This window comes from [Empedobacter] haloabium (assembly GCA_008011715.2).
In the GTDB taxonomy this organism is placed as follows: domain Bacteria; phylum Pseudomonadota; class Gammaproteobacteria; order Burkholderiales; family Burkholderiaceae_D; genus Rugamonas; species Rugamonas haloabia.
The window spans coordinates 6238694-6256178 of the sequence record CP136508.1 but is presented as its reverse complement, the minus strand read 5'-3'; the positions used below and the strand labels follow the sequence as shown (position 1 = coordinate 6256178).

At 64.0% G+C, this 17485-nt stretch carries 16 protein-coding genes; 4 read left to right on the top strand and 12 right to left on the bottom strand.

Annotation, left to right across the window (positions count from 1 at the left end; all coding sequences use genetic code 11):
- Nucleotides 1–22: 22 nt before the first annotated feature.
- The 3 genes from E7V67_027290 to E7V67_027280 all read right to left on the bottom strand — a co-directional run bounded on the left by E7V67_027290 (nt 23) and on the right by E7V67_027280 (nt 3646).
- Nucleotides 23–793 (bottom strand): ABC transporter ATP-binding protein, encoded by a 771-nt coding sequence (locus E7V67_027290; protein ID WUR13346.1) that lies wholly within the window; start codon nt 791–793, stop codon nt 23–25.
- Between the two features lie 146 nt (nt 794–939).
- The gene (locus E7V67_027285; GenBank protein ID WUR13345.1) at nt 940–2595 is read right to left on the bottom strand and encodes a GMC family oxidoreductase N-terminal domain-containing protein; all 1656 of its coding nucleotides are present in this window, start codon (nt 2593–2595) and stop codon (nt 940–942) included.
- Between the two features lie 13 nt (nt 2596–2608).
- Nucleotides 2609–3646: a nitronate monooxygenase gene (locus E7V67_027280; GenBank protein WUR13344.1), complete on the bottom strand. Its 1038-nt coding sequence runs from the start codon at nt 3644–3646 to the stop codon at nt 2609–2611.
- 743 nt (nt 3647–4389) lie between these two features.
- On the opposite strand from E7V67_027280, the gene E7V67_027275 reads away from it, so the two are divergent.
- Nucleotides 4390–5172 (top strand): 5'-methylthioadenosine/adenosylhomocysteine nucleosidase, encoded by a 783-nt coding sequence (locus tag E7V67_027275; protein ID WUR13343.1) that lies wholly within the window; start codon nt 4390–4392, stop codon nt 5170–5172.
- A 407-nt stretch (nt 5173–5579) separates the two neighbouring features.
- Here the strand turns inward: E7V67_027275 and putA are convergent, their stop codons facing one another.
- Nucleotides 5580–9218 carry a trifunctional transcriptional regulator/proline dehydrogenase/L-glutamate gamma-semialdehyde dehydrogenase gene (gene putA, locus E7V67_027270; protein ID WUR13342.1) on the bottom strand — a complete coding sequence of 1213 codons (3639 nt, stop codon included), beginning with the start codon at nt 9216–9218 and terminating at the stop codon, nt 5580–5582.
- A gap of 207 nt (nt 9219–9425) precedes the next feature.
- On the opposite strand from putA, the gene E7V67_027265 reads away from it, so the two are divergent.
- On the top strand, nt 9426–9881 hold the full coding sequence (locus E7V67_027265; GenBank protein WUR13341.1) for an Lrp/AsnC ligand binding domain-containing protein: 456 nt from the start codon (nt 9426–9428) through the stop codon (nt 9879–9881).
- A 27-nt stretch (nt 9882–9908) separates the two neighbouring features.
- Here E7V67_027265 and E7V67_027260 read toward each other — a convergent pair whose 3' ends face one another.
- Entirely contained in the window at nt 9909–10877 is a 969-nt protein-coding gene (locus E7V67_027260; protein WUR13340.1) for a LysR family transcriptional regulator, read from the bottom strand.
- 105 nt (nt 10878–10982) lie between these two features.
- Between E7V67_027260 and E7V67_027255 the strand changes: the two genes are divergently transcribed.
- A complete protein-coding gene (locus E7V67_027255; protein WUR13339.1) occupies nt 10983–11273 on the top strand; it encodes a hypothetical protein in 291 nt (96 codons plus the stop codon).
- A 29-nt stretch (nt 11274–11302) separates the two neighbouring features.
- On the opposite strand, the gene E7V67_027250 is transcribed toward E7V67_027255, so the two are convergent.
- The 6 genes from E7V67_027250 to E7V67_027225 form a co-directional block, all read right to left on the bottom strand.
- Nucleotides 11303–11893, bottom strand: coding sequence for a chalcone isomerase family protein (locus E7V67_027250; protein ID WUR13338.1), 591 nt, complete (start codon nt 11891–11893; stop codon nt 11303–11305).
- A gap of 89 nt (nt 11894–11982) precedes the next feature.
- On the bottom strand, nt 11983–12531 hold the full coding sequence (locus tag E7V67_027245; protein ID WUR13337.1) for a DUF1003 domain-containing protein: 549 nt from the start codon (nt 12529–12531) through the stop codon (nt 11983–11985).
- A gap of 78 nt (nt 12532–12609) precedes the next feature.
- The gene (locus E7V67_027240; GenBank protein WUR13336.1) at nt 12610–12867 is read right to left on the bottom strand and encodes a YfhL family 4Fe-4S dicluster ferredoxin; all 258 of its coding nucleotides are present in this window, start codon (nt 12865–12867) and stop codon (nt 12610–12612) included.
- A 13-nt stretch (nt 12868–12880) separates the two neighbouring features.
- Nucleotides 12881–13372: a pantetheine-phosphate adenylyltransferase gene (coaD, locus tag E7V67_027235; GenBank protein WUR13335.1), complete on the bottom strand. Its 492-nt coding sequence runs from the start codon at nt 13370–13372 to the stop codon at nt 12881–12883.
- 77 nt (nt 13373–13449) lie between these two features.
- Nucleotides 13450–14073, bottom strand: a complete 624-nt coding sequence (gene rsmD / locus E7V67_027230) for a 16S rRNA (guanine(966)-N(2))-methyltransferase RsmD (GenBank protein WUR13334.1) — start codon at nt 14071–14073, stop codon at nt 13450–13452.
- Between the two features lie 103 nt (nt 14074–14176).
- A complete protein-coding gene (locus E7V67_027225; GenBank protein WUR13333.1) occupies nt 14177–15058 on the bottom strand; it encodes a DUF6279 family lipoprotein in 882 nt (293 codons plus the stop codon).
- Nucleotides 15059–15083: 25 nt separating this feature from the next.
- On the opposite strand from E7V67_027225, the gene glmU reads away from it, so the two are divergent.
- Nucleotides 15084–16460, top strand: a complete 1377-nt coding sequence (gene glmU, locus E7V67_027220) for a bifunctional UDP-N-acetylglucosamine diphosphorylase/glucosamine-1-phosphate N-acetyltransferase GlmU (protein WUR13332.1) — start codon at nt 15084–15086, stop codon at nt 16458–16460.
- Here glmU and E7V67_027215 read toward each other — a convergent pair.
- On the bottom strand, nt 16444–17076 hold the full coding sequence (locus tag E7V67_027215; protein ID WUR13331.1) for an ACP phosphodiesterase: 633 nt from the start codon (nt 17074–17076) through the stop codon (nt 16444–16446). The genes glmU and E7V67_027215 overlap by 17 nt on opposite strands.
- Between the last annotated feature and the right edge of the window lie 409 nt (nt 17077–17485).

The following is a 17485-nucleotide window of genomic DNA, read 5'->3' as shown; positions in this document are numbered from 1 at the left end:
GCGGAATGGATGGTGGCCGTCATCAGTGCGCTCCCGCCAGTTCGCTCGCTTCGGTGCCCATATAAGCCTCCATCACCTGTGGATTTTTCGAGACGTCGGCATAGCTGCCCTCGGCCAGCATCGCGCCGCGCTGCAGTACCGAAATCTTGTCGCAGATACCGGACACGACGCTCATATTGTGCTCCACCATCAGGATAGTGCGCCCTTGCGACACCTTCTTGATCAGTTCCGTCACCCGGTGCACGTCCTCGTGGCCCATGCCCTGGGTGGGCTCGTCGAGCAGCATCAGTTCCGGCTCCATCGCCAAGGTCGTGGCGATCTCCAGCGCGCGCTTGCGGCCGTACGGCATGTCGGCCGTGATCGTGTCCGCGAACGACGTCAGGTCCACTTCGGCCAGCAGCTGCATGGCGCGCCCGTTCAAGGTGTCGAGCGAGCGTTCGCTGCGCCAGAAGTGGAAGGTGGTGCCCAGCTGGCGCTGCAGGCCGATGCGCACGTTTTGCAGCACCGTCAGGTGCGGGAAGACGGCCGAGATCTGGAACGAGCGGATGATGCCCATGCGCGCGATCTGGGCGGGCCGGGCGGACGTGATGTCGCGGCCATTGAACAGGATCTGCCCGGACGTGGGCACGAGGAATTTCGTCAGCAGGTTGAAGCAGGTGGTCTTGCCGGCGCCGTTGGGGCCGATCAGTGCGTGGATATGCCCACGCTGGACCTTCAGGTTCACGTCGTTGACGGCCGTGAAGCCCTTGAATTCCTTGGTCAAGCTTCTTGTTTCCAAGATGAAGTCCGACATCGTGTCTCCCCGATATTCTTCCGACCTCCCCTCCGGACCGTTGTACGATCGGACGGAACCTTTACATCTTGCTAAATTTTTTTTTGATCATACACAGAACAATTTTTCGTCACAATACCGTATAACTACCATAAACTTTTGGCTGACTAAGGTGAAACAGCCTGAAAATGCTGTCCTGCACCATTTTCCGAGCGGAGCCATCGGGCCGCTTTCTCGGCGATCATGATGACGGGCGCGTTGGTATTGCCGGAGGTGATCGTCGGCATCACCGACGCGTCCACGACCCGCAGCCTGGCTACATGGCGCACCCGCAACTGGCTGTCGAGCACGGCCAGCGGATCGCCGGCGCGGCCCATCCGGCAGGTGCCGACGGGGTGAAAAATCGTCGTGCCGATCGACCCGGCCGCCTCTGCCAGCTCTTCGTCGGTACGGTAATGGATGCCCGGCTTGAACTCCTCCGGCCTATATTTCGCCAAGGCGGGGGCGGCCGCGATGCGGCGCGTCAAACCCAGTGCGGCGCAGGCGACGCGGCGGTCTTCAGGCGTGCTGAGGTACATCGGCGTGATCTTCGGCGGCGCATATGAATCGGCCGACGCAATGCGCACGTGGCCACGTGAGGTCGGCCGCAGGTTGCAGACGCTGGCGGTGAACGCGGGAAACGTGTGCAGCGGTTCGCCGAAGCGTTCCAGCGACAACGGCTGCACGTGATATTGCAGGTTGGGCGTGGGTTCGTGCGCGTGCGAGCGGGCAAACGCCCCCAGCTGCGAGGGCGCCATCGACATGGGCCCGCTCTGGAACAACGCATATTCCAGGCCGATGCGCAGCTTGCCAAACCAGTTGCGCGTCATCGCGTTCAAGGTTTTCGCGCCCTGGATGCGAAACACCATGCGCAGCTGCAAGTGATCCTGCAAGTTCTCGCCGACACCGGGTGCGTCGACGAGCGGCGTTACCCCGGCCCGTTGCAGGTCGGCGGCCGGGCCGATGCCGGACAGCTGCAGCAACTGGGGCGAGCCGATCGCGCCCGCGCACAGCAGCGTTTCGCGCCGTGCATGCGCCGTCCAGCGCGTGCCGCCGCCGGTGAACTGCACGCCGCGGCAGACGAGGCCACCGTCGCCCCGCTCCAGCAGCAGCCGTTCCACGTGGCAGCCCGTCATCAAGGTCAGGTTCGGCCGCCGGGTGGCGGGGCGCAGGAAGGCCTTGGCCGTGTTCCAGCGGATGCCGCGGCGCTGGTTGACTTCGAAATAACCGCAGCCCAGGTTGTCGCCCCGGTTGAAGTCGTCAGTGGCGGGAATGCCGGTCTCGGCCGCGGCCTGGCGGAACGCGTCCAGGATCTCCCAGGACAGGCGCTGCTTTTCGACGCGCCATTCGCCGCCCGCGCCATGATAATCGGACGCACCGCGATAGTGATCCTCGCTCTGGCGAAACAGCGGCAGCACCTCCTGCCAGCGCCAGCTGGGGTCCCCGGTCACGTCGGCCCAGTGATCGTAATCGCGGGCCTGCCCGCGCATATAGATCATGCCGTTGATGGACGAACTGCCGCCCAGCACTTTTCCGCGCGGGTAGATCAGGCTGCGCCCGCCCAGGCCGGCGTCCGGCTCGGTGCGGAACAGCCAGTCGGTGCGCGGGTTGTCGATGCAGTGCAAGTAGCCGACGGGAATATGGATCCACACGTAATCGTCGCGCCCGCCCGCTTCGATCAACAGTACCTCGACGTGGGCATCCTGCGTCAGGCGATTGGCCAGCACGCAGCCGGCTGTTCCGGCACCGACAATGATGTAATCGAACTGTCCTGCCGATTCCAAAGGCCGCTCCTCGTCAAGGTTGTTGCATCTCCGCCACCAGCGTCTCGACCAGCCGGCCAGCGGACATGCGCCGCGCCCGCCCCACGCCCGTGCCGCACCACAGCGACATCAGCTCCGAATCGCCCCGCTTGGCGGCTTCGAAACGAATCGGTCCCGTCAGGGCATTTTGCACCGGATACGGCGGCACCTGGTCCTCGACGTCGGCCATCTGTTGCATGAAACGATTTTCCAGGCCGCGCGCATAGCGTCCCGAGAACGCCCGCGTCAGCCGGGTCGGCGCATTGCCCGCGTGTTGCAGCCGGTGTTTGTAGGCGGGATGGATGCCGGATTCGTCGGTAACGAGAAACGCCGTGCCCATCTGGACCGCCGTCGCGCCCAGCGCCAGCCGCGCGCCGATGTCGGCCCCGGTCATGATGTTGCCAGCCGAGATCACCGGTATCCGCACGGCCGCGACGACGCCTTGCAACAGCTCGACAGCACCCAAGGTCGCGTCGCGCTGGTCGCCGATAAAGGTACCGCGATGGCCGCCCGCCTCGATGCCGGATGCGATGACGGCGTCGGCGCCCACCTCCTGCCAGGCAAGCGCTTCGTCGACCCGGGTGGCGGTACCGATCACGACAATGCCGGCCTCATGCAGGCGCTGGACCTGCTGCGGTGACAGGATGTCGAACGTAAAGCTGGCGGCAGCCGGTTTCAGCGCCACCAGTGTATCGAACTGGGCCACGAAGTCCTCGCACCAGCGGAACGGCAACGCCAGGTCTGGCCAGCCCAGCGAACTCCAGACTGGACGCAGCAATTCGACGGCACGCGCCACTTCTTCCTTGGTTGGATGGGGCGTGCGCTGCACGAACAAATTGACGAGAAACGGCCGGTTGGTCAGCGCACGAATGTCATTGACCTGGTGCCGCAGCTTTTCCGGCGTCAGCAGCGAGCCGGCCAAGGAGCCCAGCGCACCGGCATTCGACACGGCCGCGACCAGCGCCGGGGTGTTGCAACCGCCCGCCATCGGGCCCTGGATGATGGGGTAAGAGAACAACGACCGCAAATCCATACACTCTCCTGTGGAGTCCGACCTGTGGACAAGCCCTTGGATATCCACAGGTACCATTTGTGCGTAAACCGGACGGCAGTGCACAACCGTTTTTTTGTCCCAAAACAGTTCCTCCGCCATACAGGGTTTACGCGCCCGGTTGTGCAGCTTGTAAACGCTTGATTTTATGCCAGTTACGGTACTTATCCACAGAAACATCGTTCTGTTAACAACTACCACTATTTTATATACATACTTATTCCAGTAACCGACGACCCTGTCGCGCGGCTGGCACAGGCCGTTCCGGCCCTGCCGCGCACTTTCGTGAGCGAACTTCTGGCTGGCAGCAAGTCATGAAGAAGGCGGCGCGCCGAACATCCTGTCGACGCTTTTTTTTGTCGGCACACCGATGAAAATCGGGATGGTGGGATGGCAAGCAGGGAGTGAGAGCGAGATTTTGCTGGAAAACGGGGCAAAACTTGCTGTTTTGCCAGCTCTTCTGTGGATAACGTCCTGCATATCCACAGGATCGAATGTGCGTAAACAAGGCAGTTGTGCCAGACCGGATTTTTTGTCCAGAACTACTCCTGCATCGATACAATGCTTGTCCAGCAGGTTTTACGGCGCGTAAACACCTGATTCTGTGGATGTTAACAGCTTTATCCACAGTCTCTGCCACGTTTACTATCTACTACCAGCTTATATAAATACTTTTATTCAATTAAAACCAGCAGCACAGGTGGCGCAAACAGCCCGGGACTCCCATGACTTCGACGATTTCGGACAAAAAAATACGGTTGGGCATCATTTCCGCGCTGGCGGAAGAGCAGGAGGGGCTGATCGACGTCATGCAGGACGCGGTCACGCTGACACATGGCATGCGTGAATACACGATTGGCAAGCTGTGGAATATCGATACCGTCGCGGTACTGTCGCGAATCGGCAAGGTCGCCGGCGCCATGACGGCAGCAATGCTTGTGGAGAAGTTCGAGGTTACCCACATCATCTTTACGGGCGTGGCCGGCAGCGCCGACGTTACCGTCCGCGTGGGCGACGTCGTCGTGGCGGAAGCGCTGGTGCAACACGATATGGACGCTTCCCCGCTGTTTCCCCGTTTCGAGGTGCCGCTGACGGGACTGACACGGTTGCCCAGCGACTTGCGCTTGTCGGATCAGCTGGCTGGCGCTGCCCGGCGTTTTCTTGCAAGCGAGCCGGCCAGCATCAAGCTGCACCGCGGCACCATTGGGAGCGGCGATCAGTTCATCAACGACAGCGTAAGGATTGCAACGTTGAAAGAGCGCCTGCCGGATCTGCTGGCGGTGGAAATGGAAGGCGCCGCGGTGGCGCAGGTGTGTTTCGAGCTGAACATCCCGTTCGCGGTCATCCGCACAATTTCCGATAACGCGAACGAAGACGCCGCCACCGATTTCATGCATTTCGTAAAAACGGTGGCCTCGCGCTACGCGTTCGGCATCCTGGAAGAGTTCTGCAAGGCGTACGTATCGTCGACTGTGGACAACGCCGAAGTTCTCCACAACCTCTCCTGAATGCCCCCTGGACGCGTTTACAGGCCCCTGACGGCCCTCTACGGCTCAGCCAGTGGCGCACCCTGGGGTCAGGCACCAAACCTCACACAGCCTCGTCTGTAGGCAGGAGGGCGCCACCCATGGTTGTGCCTGTGTCTCATTTCGGGGTCAGACCCCGGAGTGGGACAAAGGCTCGACAATAGCGTCGCCAAGGCGCTGATTGGCCCGCTACGGCGTTTAAACGGACCAGCCGGTGTCCGCCCTGGTGCCTGGCACGGCGATCGACACAGGCTCATCTGGAGGCTGCGCTCGAGCTCGTGTCAGCAATCGTGCTTGACCCCGACGTTGACACGGGCGCTGCCGTGCGAACTGAGCAGGCAAAAAAAATGGCGCGGAGAGCCGCGCCATGGATGTTGCTGCTGAGAAGCTTATGCGCCCAGCGTCATCAGGCTGGCGTTGCCGCCTGCCGCCGTCGTGTTGACGCACAACGCGCGCTCGGCGATCAGGCGCCACAGCGGGATCGCGCCCTGCTCCATCGTGTCGATCAGGCTGACCAGCGCGCCGTCGCGCTCGGCCAGCGGCACGCGCAGCGTTGCCGTCAAGGTGGCGTCCACCAGCGCGATCTGGAAGCTGTCTTTCAATGTGGCCAGGTCGGCCACGACCCGCACGCGGTCGCGCACCGCATCGGGCAGGTCGCCAGGGACGACGGCCGGCGTCTGCGGCACGACAATGGCGACGTTGCCGGTCGCCAGCACGGCGGCCAGCTGGTTCAGCAGCACGTCCTGACTGGCCGCGAAGCAGGCCACGGCGCCGCGCGCTTCGTAGCGCAAGGTGTTGCGCTCGCCGGTCGGACCCGGCAGCAGGATTTCCGTGCCCAGCGGCGTCGTGCAGGCGTACTGCTCGGCCAGCGTGGCCACCTGCGGCTTGCCCTTGCTCTTGGCCCACACGGCCAGGGCGTCCAGGCTCGGCGACGACTGGCGCGCATGCACCTCGACCGGTGCCGCCGCGCGCTGCAGCCGCTTCAGGTACAACGGCCCGCCTGCCTTCGGACCCGTGCCGGACTTGCCTTCGCCGCCGAACGGCTGCACACCGACGACCGCGCCGACGATGTTGCGGTTGACGTAGATGTTGCCGACGTGAGCGCGCGAGACGATGTAGTCGATCGTCTCGTCGATGCGCGAGTGCACGCCCAGGGTCAGGCCGAAGCCGCTGGCGTTGATCGCCGCGACGACCTTCGGCAGCTCGTCGCGGCGATAGCGGATCACGTGCATGACCGGGCCGAACACTTCTTTCGTCAGCTCGTCCAGCGAACGGATTTCCAGCACCGTGGGCGGCACGAAGGTGCCGGCCGCGCCTGCCGGGATGCCAAGCGAGAAGTGCGCCACGGCCGAGCGCTTGGTGTGTTCGATGTGCGATAGCAGGTTCTGCTGCGCTTCCGTGTCGATGACGGGACCGATGTCGGTGACCAGGCGGTCCGGGCTGCCGATGTTCAGTTCGCCCATCGCACCCTTCAGCATGCGGATCGTCTTGTCGGCGATATCCTCCTGCAGGAACAGCACGCGCAGCGCCGAGCAACGCTGGCCGGCGCTGTCGAACGCGGACGAGATCGCATCCTGCACCACTTGCTCCGGCAGCGACGAGGAATCGACGATCATCGCGTTCTGGCCACCCGTCTCCGCGATCAGCGGAATGTCGCAGTGCTCGGCCACGGCGCGTTTGGCCAGCGTCCGGTTGATCAACTGCGCCACTTCCGTCGAGCCCGTGAAGATGACGCCTTTGACGCGGGCGTCATTGCACAGGCCGGCGCCGACCACTTCGCCGCGACCCGGCAGGAATTGCAGTGCCGCACGCGGTACGCCGGCCTCGTGCAGCAAGGTGACGGCACGGTGGGCGATCAGCGGTGTCTGTTCGGCCGGCTTGGCCAGCACGACATTGCCGGCCGCCAGCGCGGCCGCCACCTGGCCCGTAAAGATCGCCAGCGGGAAGTTCCACGGGCTGATGCAGGTGACAGGACCCAGCGCCAGCACGTTTTTCTCGTGCCGTACCTGCTCGGCGTAATAGCGCAGGAAGTCCACCGCCTCCCGTACCTCGGCAATGGCGTTCGGCAGCGACTTGCCCGCCTCGCGGATGGCCAGCGCCATCAGTTCCAGCAGGTGCTGCTCGTACAGGTCGGCCGCACGCAGCAATGCGTCGGCACGCACCGAGGGCGCCACCGTCTGCCAGTCCATGGCATACGCCGCCGCGTCGGCCAGCGCGCGTTCCACGTCTTCCGCGGTCGCTTCCGTCACGTGGCCGACGATATCGCCCCGCTGCGCTGGATTGGTCACGGGCGCCGCGGCCTGGCCGGACGCGGCCGTGCCAGCCAGCAGTGGCGCAGCGGTCCACGTGCGCGGCATGGCCAGCGCAGCCGAGACTTCGCGCAGCGTCTCTTCGTTGGACAGGTCGATGCCGGCGGAGTTCCGGCGCTCGGCGCCGAACAGGTCGCGCGGCAGCGGAATGGCCGGGTGCGGCTGGCCCTGCAGCTGGCGCGCAATGGCCAGCGGGTTCTCGATCAGGCGCTCGACCGGGATGCTTTCGTCCACGATCTGGCTGACAAACGACGAGTTGGCGCCGTTTTCCAGCAGCCGGCGTACCAGGTAGGCCAGCAGGGTCTCGTGCGTGCCGACCGGCGCGTAGATCCGGCAGGCCTTGCCCAGGTTGTTTTCGCCGACGACCTGGTCGTACAGCGTCTCGCCCATGCCGTGCAGGCACTGGAATTCGTAGTTGTCGATGCCGCCCTGCTTGGCCCAGGTGTAGATCGTCGACAGCGTCTGCGCGTTGTGCGTGGCGAACTGGGGATAAATGACGTCGGTCGCGGCGAGCAGGCGCTGGGCACAGGTCAGGTAGGACACGTCCGTGTAGACCTTGCGCGTGTAGACGGGATAGCCGGGCATGCCTTCCACCTGGGCGCGCTTGATTTCCGCGTCCCAGTAGGCCCCCTTGACCAGCCGCACCATGAACTTGCGGCCGGAGCGGCGCGCCAGGTCGACCAGGTAGTCGATCACGAACGGACAACGTTTCTGATAAGCCTGGACGACAAAGCCGATGCCGTCGAAGCCGGCCAGTTCCGGGTCGTGCGCCATCGCTTCCATCAGGTCCAGCGACAGCTCCAGGCGGTCCGCTTCTTCGGCGTCGATGTTCAGGCCGATGTTGTACTGCTTGGCCAGCAGCACCAGCGCACGCAGGCGCGGCAGCAGTTCCGTCATCACGCGGTCGCGCTGGGCGCGGCTGTAACGGGGGTGCAGTGCCGACAGTTTGACGGAAATGCCGGGGCCGTTGCGGATGCCGCGGCCATTGGACGCCTTGCCGATCGCATGGATCGCCGTCTCGTACGAGCGGTAGTAGTTGGCCGCGTCATGTTCCGTCAGCGCCGCCTCGCCCAGCATGTCGTACGAATAACGATAGCCGCGCGCCTCGTTGTCGCGGCCGTTCCTGATCGCTTCCTCGATGGTTTGCCCCGTCACGAACTGGTTGCCCAGCATGCGCATGGCCAGGTCGACGCCCTTGCGGATCAGCGGTTCGCCGCCCTTGGCGATCAGCCGCGTGATGGCCGAGCCCAGCTTTTCCTCGCTGCTCGAGCTGACCAGCTTGCCGGTGACGAGCAGGCCCCAGGTGGCCGCGTTGACGAACAGCGAAGGCGATTCGCCCAGGTGCTTGCGCCAGTCGCCCTTGCTGATCTTGTCGGCGATCAGGCGGTCGGCGGTGGCGCTGTCCGGAATGCGCAGCAGCGCTTCGGCCAGGCACATCAGTGCGACGCCTTCCTCCGACGACAACGAGAACTGGTGCATCAGCGCATCCACGCCGGAGGCACGCGTGCGCTTCTCGCGCACCGCCGTCACCAGCCGGCGGGCCAGCGCCTGCGCCTGTTCCGTCGTGTCGGGACCGCCGTCGCGGACCTGGCCCAGCAGCCATTGCACGGCCGCCGGTTCGTCGCGCCGGTAGGCGGCGGTCACGGCCGCGCGCAGCGGGCTGGGGTCGCGCAGGATTTCGGCCTGCAGGGCGGCAAAGGGAGCGATCGGTGCATTCATGGCAAGTGTTCAATCAAAGCAAAGTGTTGAGCGTACGTAACAAAACACGCTCCGAGACCGGGGTCTGCAGAGCGTGCCAAGCGTTAAACGCGAATGATTCGATTGTATCGGGGAATCTTCTGGATTAATTCTGGTAATGCCAGGGACTAGCAATAGATAGTTTTTGGTGAGAGAATTTAACCAAATAAAATTAATTAGGGGATAGCGATGTTGGACAAGATCAGTAAAAAGATCCTGATGGAGCTGCAAAGCGATGGCCGGATCAGCAATGTGGAGCTGGCCGCGCGCGTCAACCTGTCGCCGGCGGCGTGCCTGGAACGGGTGCGCAAATTGCATGAGTCAGGGTACATCATGGGCTACACGGCCCAGCTCAATCCGCAGCTGCTCGACGTGTCGCTGCTGGTGTTCATCGAGGTCGTGCTGGACCGCACCACGCCGGAAGTGTTCGACGCCTTCAAGCATAGCGTACAAGTGATTCCGGAGGTGCTCGAATGCCATATGGTGGCCGGCGGCTTCGACTACCTCGTCAAGGCGCGCGTGAAGGACATGGCGGCCTACCGGGAATTCCTCGGCAAGACGCTGCTGCAGAAGGGCGTACGGGAGACCCACACGTACGCCGTGATGGAAGAAGTCAAGAACACCAGCAAGCTGCCGATCAAGTAAGGGTCGAACAAGCCGGCAGCGCCGGCGTCAGTACGTATCGCTGCGCGGCGCCGTCCCTGGCGCCGTGCGTTGCACTACCGCATTCATCCCTTCCAGGTGACCGCGCAGCCATTTGTGGGCCGGGCTGCGGGCATCGCGTTCGTGCCACAGCATGTCCAGGTGGACCGCCGGCAGCTGGAACGGCAGGTCCTTGTAGAGCAGCGCGTCGGTCATGCCGGTCGAGGCGATCAGGTGCTTCGGCAGCACCGTGATCAGGTCGGAATTGGCGACGACGCGGCCGGCCGTGAAGAACTGGTTCACCGTCAGCAGGATGCGGCGCTCGCGCTGCAATTGCGCCAGCGCCTCGTCGACCAGGCCGTGGGCGCGGCCGGAAAAACTGACCAGCAGGTGATTCGCGGCGCAATAGCTGTCCAGGGTCAGCTCTTCCTTCGCCAGCGGATGGTTACGCCGCATCACACACACATATGTGCCCGAGTACAGCCGCTCGTGGCGGATCGGCGTGGCCGTTTCATATGACAGCTGGGCCGCGACACCCGGGAAGAAGCCCACCGCCAGGTCGATATCGCCGCGCAGCAGCATCGGCCGCGGCTCGCGCGTGGTCAGCGGCACCATGCGCACGTTGATGCCCGGCGCGTCCCGTTCGATCGAACGCATCAGCGCCGGCAGCCACATCGCGGCCGTCGCATCCGCCATCGCCAGCCGGAACGTCGCGTGGGCCTTCGAGACATCGAACGTGCCGGGTGCCACGGCCGCCTCCAGCGACGCCAGCGCGCTGCGCACGGCCGGCCACAGCGCTTCGGCGCGCGGCGTCGGCTTGACGCCGTAGGCCGTGCGGATCAGCAATTCGTCGCCCAGGCTTTCGCGCAGCCGCTTGATCGCATTCGACACGGCCGGTTGCGTCATCGCCAGGTGGCCGGCGGCCCGTGTCAGGTTCTGCTCCGTCATCACGGCATCGAATACGCGCAGCAGGTTCAGGTCCAGCGTCAGGAAACTCATGGTGTGTTATTCAGAATAGTGATGGTGAGTATTGGAAATCAGAATTGGATTGATATGTTGCGCTGCACTATAGTAACGTCAGATTCTAAACGTAAGTAAAAAAGTATGTCCACCTTGATCACCGCAGCCCAAAGCCTGACCCAGTTTTCGCTGGGCGACGCGCTGCAATTCGTGCTGGTCGCCCTGCTGGCGGTCGGCTTCATCGTCCTGTTCAGGCCCCTGCTGCGCGGGCTGGCGCTGGCCGCTCTGCTGCTGGTCAAGCCGAAGCTGTCGAAGGAACAACGCCTGCAGCGTCGCCAGATGCGCGATACGGCCCTGCTCAACGGCTTGATCAATGCCGCCGACGGTTCCCCGAGCAACGCCGCCGAACTGCGTGCGCTGGCTTCGCGCGGCTGAGTGCCGCGCTGCAGCAAATCCGCTCGGGCTCAATGACCGCCGAGCAGTTTCCCCTTCAGTGAATTGTCGGCCGGGTTCTCTCCCAGCCAGATGCGCAGGATGGCGTTGTAGAACGCCACGTCCTGCACCGTTTCCCCGATCTTCCTGCCATTGAGCGTGCACACGGTGCCCGTGCCCGGCACCCAGTCCACCAGCAGCACGTCGCCTTTCTTCAGGCCGGAAAGCGACGCGAACATCTCGCCAAAGGTCTTGGTCTGCGGCAGGAAGCGCGTGCGTTCGGCCTGGTCGGTATTGCTGTTCAGGCCTTTCATGAAGGCATCGCCGAATTCGTCGGACGTCAGGTCGCGCATGCTGACGATCTGGATGCGGCGCGCGCCCTGCGTGGCCAGCACGTCGGCCACCGCGGTTTTCTTCTCGGGCAGGTACAGCCCCAGCGCATAGACCTTGAACACGATCTTCGTGCGCACGCCGGCGCCGTTCAGCTTCAGCACCTGGCCACCGACCGTGGCGGTGTCGTCGAAACGGATGCCGGCCACGTCGGCCGCAAATGCGGAATGGCTGAGGGCCGTCGCCAGCAGGACAGCGGCGGCGGTAAGGAATTTTCTGCGGGGGAAGGACATACGGGCTCCGGCGTCAGTTCAAAAAAATGCGTTGAGGCATGACATTGCAATATACCACCCTCGTTCCGTTCAGGGTTGCCCGCGCTTGGTCAGTGATCGCCCCGGTTCTGGTTTTCGATGGCGCCCAGCACGGCCTGCGGATCGGCCGGCTTGTCCAGCGCTTCGGCCTCGGGATCGGGCTTGTCCGCCACCTGCGGCATGTCGCGGCGCAGCTCTTCCAGCAGGCTGATGATCTTGCTGGTCTTTTTTTCCGTCAGCAGGCTGACCTGCAGGTCCAGGTGGGTGTGTTGGTCGGCCAGGCGCGCCATGCGGTTCTGGCGGATCAACACGGTCGTGGTGGTGAGAAAGGCGTTCAGCGTAATGATGCCTTGCAGCCAGAAGAACGGCGGTTCGTCGAACACCTCCCAGCCCAGTTCTTCCGCGAAGACGTTGGCGCCGATCCACAACAGCGCGAACACGACGATGCCGACCAGGTAGGCCGGCCGTCCGAAAAACAGGCTCAGCTTCTCGATGGCGGTTTGTGCCGGCGAAATCTCCTGCTTGTGGCGCGCATAGAATTCGCTGATGGTTTCGAGGTTTTCGTTGACCGCTTCCGGCAGTTCCAGGTCCGGGCCGGGCTCGGTCGGGTCGTCCTTCATGCGGCGCTCCGTAAGCTTGTGGAGCGGCCGAGGATAGCAAGCAATGCGGCGCCATGGCGCCGGGATGGACCCGGGCGGTCAGGCGGCCTTGGTGGCCTGCAGGCGCTCGTACTTGGCGTGCAGCTCGTCTTTCGACTCGCGCCAGGCAGGGTTGAACGGAATGCACGCGACCGGGCAGACCTGTTGGCACTGCGGCTCGTCGAAATGGCCGACGCATTCGGTGCATTTGTTCGGGTCGATCTCGTAAATCTCCGGACCCATGTAGATCGCGTCGTTCGGGCACTCGGGCTCGCAGACGTCGCAATTGATGCAGTCGTCGGTAATCATCAAAGCCATGGCAATACTCTACTTATGCAGTCTTGTTGGCCGCGATCTTCTTCTGCAGCCAGCGGTCCACCGAAGGGAACACGAATTTCGACACGTCGCCGCCCAGCTGGGCGATCTCGCGCACGATCGTGCCCGAGATGAACTGGTACTGGTCGGACGGGGTCAGGAACAGCGTCTCGACATCGGGCAGCAGGTAGCGGTTCATGCCCGCCATCTGGAACTCGTATTCGAAGTCGGACACGGCGCGCAGGCCGCGCACGATCACGCGCGCGTCATGGTCGCGCACGAAGTCCTTCAGCAGGCCGGAAAAGCCTTCCACCTTGACGTTCGGATAATGGCCCAGCACCTCGTTGGCGATCTCGAGGCGTTCCTCGAGGGAGAAGAACGGATGCTTGTTCTGGCTGTCGGCCACGCCGACGACCAGCTTGTCGAACAGCCCCGACGCGCGGCGCACCAGATCCTCGTGACCACGGGTCAGCGGATCGAACGTTCCCGGATAAACGGCTACAACCATTGCGGCTCCCTGCGTTATGCACCAATCAGACGCGCATTATGCCCTAAATTCAGGCAGGGCTCGAAGGACGAACCGCCTCAGGCCGGGCGCCGGCGCAGCAGGTGGAAGTGCACCATGCCGGCTTTGTCGCAACGCACCACCTCCCAGCCTGCCAGCCAGTCCGGCGCGTCGTCGCCCGTCAGCGCCAGCTCGGCCTCGGCGTAGACCAGGCCGTCCTCCTTCAGCAGCGGCAGGCACAGCGGCAGGGTGCGCGCCAGCAGGTCCTGCTGGTAGGGCGGGTCCAGGAAGATGACGTCGTAACGCTGGCCGCGCGCGGCCAGCGCCTGCGCCATGGCCAGCGCATCGCCGCGCTGGATCGTGACATTGGCCGCCTTCAGCTTGTCCTTGATGGCTTCCAGCTGGCGCACGATGGCCGTGTTGGCGTCGACCATCGTGACGAGCTGGGCGCCGCGGCTGGCCGCTTCGAAGCCCAGCGCGCCGCTGCCGGCAAACAGGTCCAGCACCTGGGCCCCGTTCCAGTCGCCCTGCAGGTGGCGCAGCCAGTTGAAGACGGTCTCGCGCACCCGGTCGGGCGTCGGCCGCAGGCCCAGCGCTTCCAGCACGGGCAGCGGCGTGCGTTTCCAGTCGCCGCCGATGATGCGTACCTGCTTGCTGTGCTGGGGACCGTGGACGGGGACTTTGGCGGGCTTCTTCTTCTGCATGACTTCAGGAAACGGATGGGACCCGGCACTATAGCATGCGTGCCGGCGGCCCTCTGCCTGTCCCGATTTGCGATGTGCGCCGTGCGGCGTGCTGGGTAGCGGCTTACTTGGCTTCGGCCGCCAGCGCCGAGAAGTCCTGGATCCAGCCCTGCATGCGCTTGTGCGCGTGGGCCTTCTGTTCCGGCGTGGCGATGCGGATCACCGTGTGCACCAATTCGATCGTGCTGTTGGTGTAGGCGTCGAAGAATGGCTTGCGTTCGGAATTGTCGAGGCGGCTGAAGGTGTCCCGGATCAGCGCCTGGATCTGCGCGATGGCCTGCTCGCGCGGTGGCTTTTCCTCGACGATCCGGCGCGCCAGCGCCAGCACGTTGCGCTGGCGGCGCATGCGCTCGTCCAGCCAGATATTGTTGTCGAGCGGACGCGCGTCCGAGGCCTGGCGGATGATGTCCTTCTGTTCGCCGCTGAAGTTGCCGAACCACAGTTCGAACTGCTCCATCGATTTCTTGTAGCGGTACTTGTTCTGGTCGTCCTTGTCGCCTTTCATGTTCTTCTTGCGAAACTCCGCATTGTTCTTGGCGAATTTCTTTTCCATCTGTTCCAGCTGTTCGGGCTTGAGCGACAGCGCCAGGTCGGCGATGTCCGGCGCGGCCTTCAGCAAGAGCGCCTGGGTGCGGGCCCGCACGTCGTTGTAGTCGGCCAGCAGGTCGGCCGGGGTCGGGTTGCCCTGCAACTGGCGCTGGGCCTTTTGCAGCACGTGGATGTAGTCCTGCAGCTGGGTCTTGCGGTGCCAGCGGAACAGGTTGTCGATGTCCTTCTTGACCTCGGCACGCTGGTCGTCCTCGAAGTCGACATAGTTGTCGAGCCACCAATACAGCAGCGTATCGCCGTTGTTGTAGGCCAGCTTCAGCGAACTGCACGCGGCCAGCAGGACCAGGACGGCCAGGATGCTCCACGTGCGAATTGTCTGCGTGCTAAACTTTTGCATATTTATAACTCTCGAATACGGCCATATGAACGTTGTCATCCTCGCTGCCGGCATGGGCAAACGCATGCAATCGGCTCTGCCCAAAGTGCTGCATCCCCTGGCCGGCAAGCCCTTGCTGTCGCACGTCATCGATACCGCGCGCAGCCTTGCTCCGGCCAAATTATGTGTCATCTATGGGCATGGCGGCGCCGCGGTGCTCGCTGCTCTGGACAGCCACAAGGCGCAAGGCGGCATCGACATTTCCGCCGCGCTGCAGGAACCGCAGCTGGGCACGGGGCATGCCGTCATGCAGGCGCTGCCCGTGCTGGACGACGTCGCCCCCACCCTGGTGCTGTACGGCGACGTGCCGCTGACGACGGCGGCCTCGCTGCGCGCGCTGGTGGACGCCGCGGGCCAGGACAAGCTGGGCATTCTCACCGTGGTGCAGGACGATCCGTTCGGCCTGGGCCGCATCGTGCGGCAGGATGGCCGGATCGTCCGCATCGTCGAGGAAAAGGATGCCAACGACGAGGAACGCCAGATCCGCGAGATCAACTCCGGCATCATGTGCATCCCGACGGCGCGCCTGAAGGCCTGGCTGGGCAAGCTGCAGAACAATAATGCGCAAGGCGAGTATTACCTGACCGACATCGTCGCGCAGGCCGTGGCCGATGGCGTCGAGGTCGTCTCCGCCCATCCGTCGGGCGAATGGGAAGTACTGGGCGTCAACAGCAAGGTGCAGCTGGCCCAGCTCGAGCGCATCCACCAGGCCAACCTGGCCCGCGCGCTGCTGGAAAAAGGCGTGACGGTGATGGACCCGGCCCGCATCGATATTCGCGGCGAGCTGGTGTGCGGGCGCGACGTGACGATCGACGTCGGCTGCGTGTTCGAAGGCAAAGTCGAGCTGGCCGACGGCGTCACGATCGGCGCGCACAGCGTGCTGGTCAACGCGAAGATCGCCGCCGGCGCCCAGATCAAGCCGTTCTGTCATATCGAACAGGCCGTCGTCGGCCCGGCATCGGTCATCGGCCCGTACGCGCGCCTGCGCCCCGGCACGGAGCTGGGCGAGGATGTTCACGTCGGCAACTTTGTCGAGATCAAGAACAGCCAGGTCGCCGCGCACAGCAAGGCCAATCACCTGGCCTACGTGGGTGACGCCACGGTCGGGTCGCGCGTCAACATCGGCGCCGGCACGATCACCTGCAACTACGACGGTGCCAACAAGTTCCGCACGATCATCGAGGACGACGCCTTCATCGGCAGCGACAGCCAGCTGGTGGCACCCGTTACCGTGGGCGCCGGCGCGACGATCGGCGCCGGCACGACGCTGACGAAAAACGCGCCGGCGGGCAAGCTGACGATCTCGCGTCCCAAGCAGATGACGATCGATAGCTGGCAGCGCCCCGTCAAGACAAAGAAGTAAGTGGATAAGTAGACAGCTTGTCCACAGCGGCCAGTTCGGCCCGGCGTGCCGTCGCAAAGGCGACCAGCTCCGGGAAGAACCGGTCGAAGCCACGCGCGATGGTGTCACGATGCACGATCAGGTCGTCGATACCTTCGCGCAGCAGGTGGCCGTTGCGGCTCAGGCGCCGCGACACCCGCGCCACCGTATGCGCCACCCCTTCGAACGACGCATATCCACCCAGCCAGTCCTGCTCGATCAGGTACGGCAGCATCTCGCGCAGCCGCGCCGGCAGCGTGGCCTCGTGCCGCGTCAGCGCCCCGTAGAACCGGGCGATCAGTGCCTCGCGCGGCACCGCGCAATATAGCGCCCAGTCTCGGCTCAGCAGGTAATCGTAAAAGACGTCCAGCACGATGCCGGCGTAGCGGCGCCGGCCCGCGCCGAACAATTCCCGTGACGCCACCACTGCGGGATGGCTGTCCGTATAGCTGTCGATCAGCCGGTGCAGCGTGATCTCGCGCGCGATCTCCGGTGGATAGTTGTCGACGTCGTTTGCCTTGACGAAGTCGCCCAGCATGGCGCCCACCATCGCGCGGTCGCTGTGGCGGGCCAGGGTGATATGGGCCAGGTAGTTCATGCGCCATTTTAGCCGCCCGCCAATCTCCCTGCTTGTGGAGAACTTTGTGGGTAAGCCGCCGGATAACCCGTGGGTAAACAGTGCAGAACCTCAACTGTGAACTGGACCGCTTCTTGAACAGCCTGTGGCGCCCGTGGTGGGGATAACTGTGTTGGCAACCAGGTTGATAACGGCTGGAGAAGTGGTGGACAGGCGTGTATGGATGGCTTATCGCCCGGCGCAGGCGTTGTGGCGCCGGTGCACAAGGCTGTGGAAAATCACCGGCATAAGGTGTGGATAGCCAGGCCGGCAAGGCCGCCGGGCCTTGCCCTGCCTGGTTTACCGGCAGCCCGGGCACGCATGGGGAGGCTGTGGCCGCAGACCGGTATGGCGGCTGCGGGCGTGGCCGGATGGCCAAATGATGCAGCGC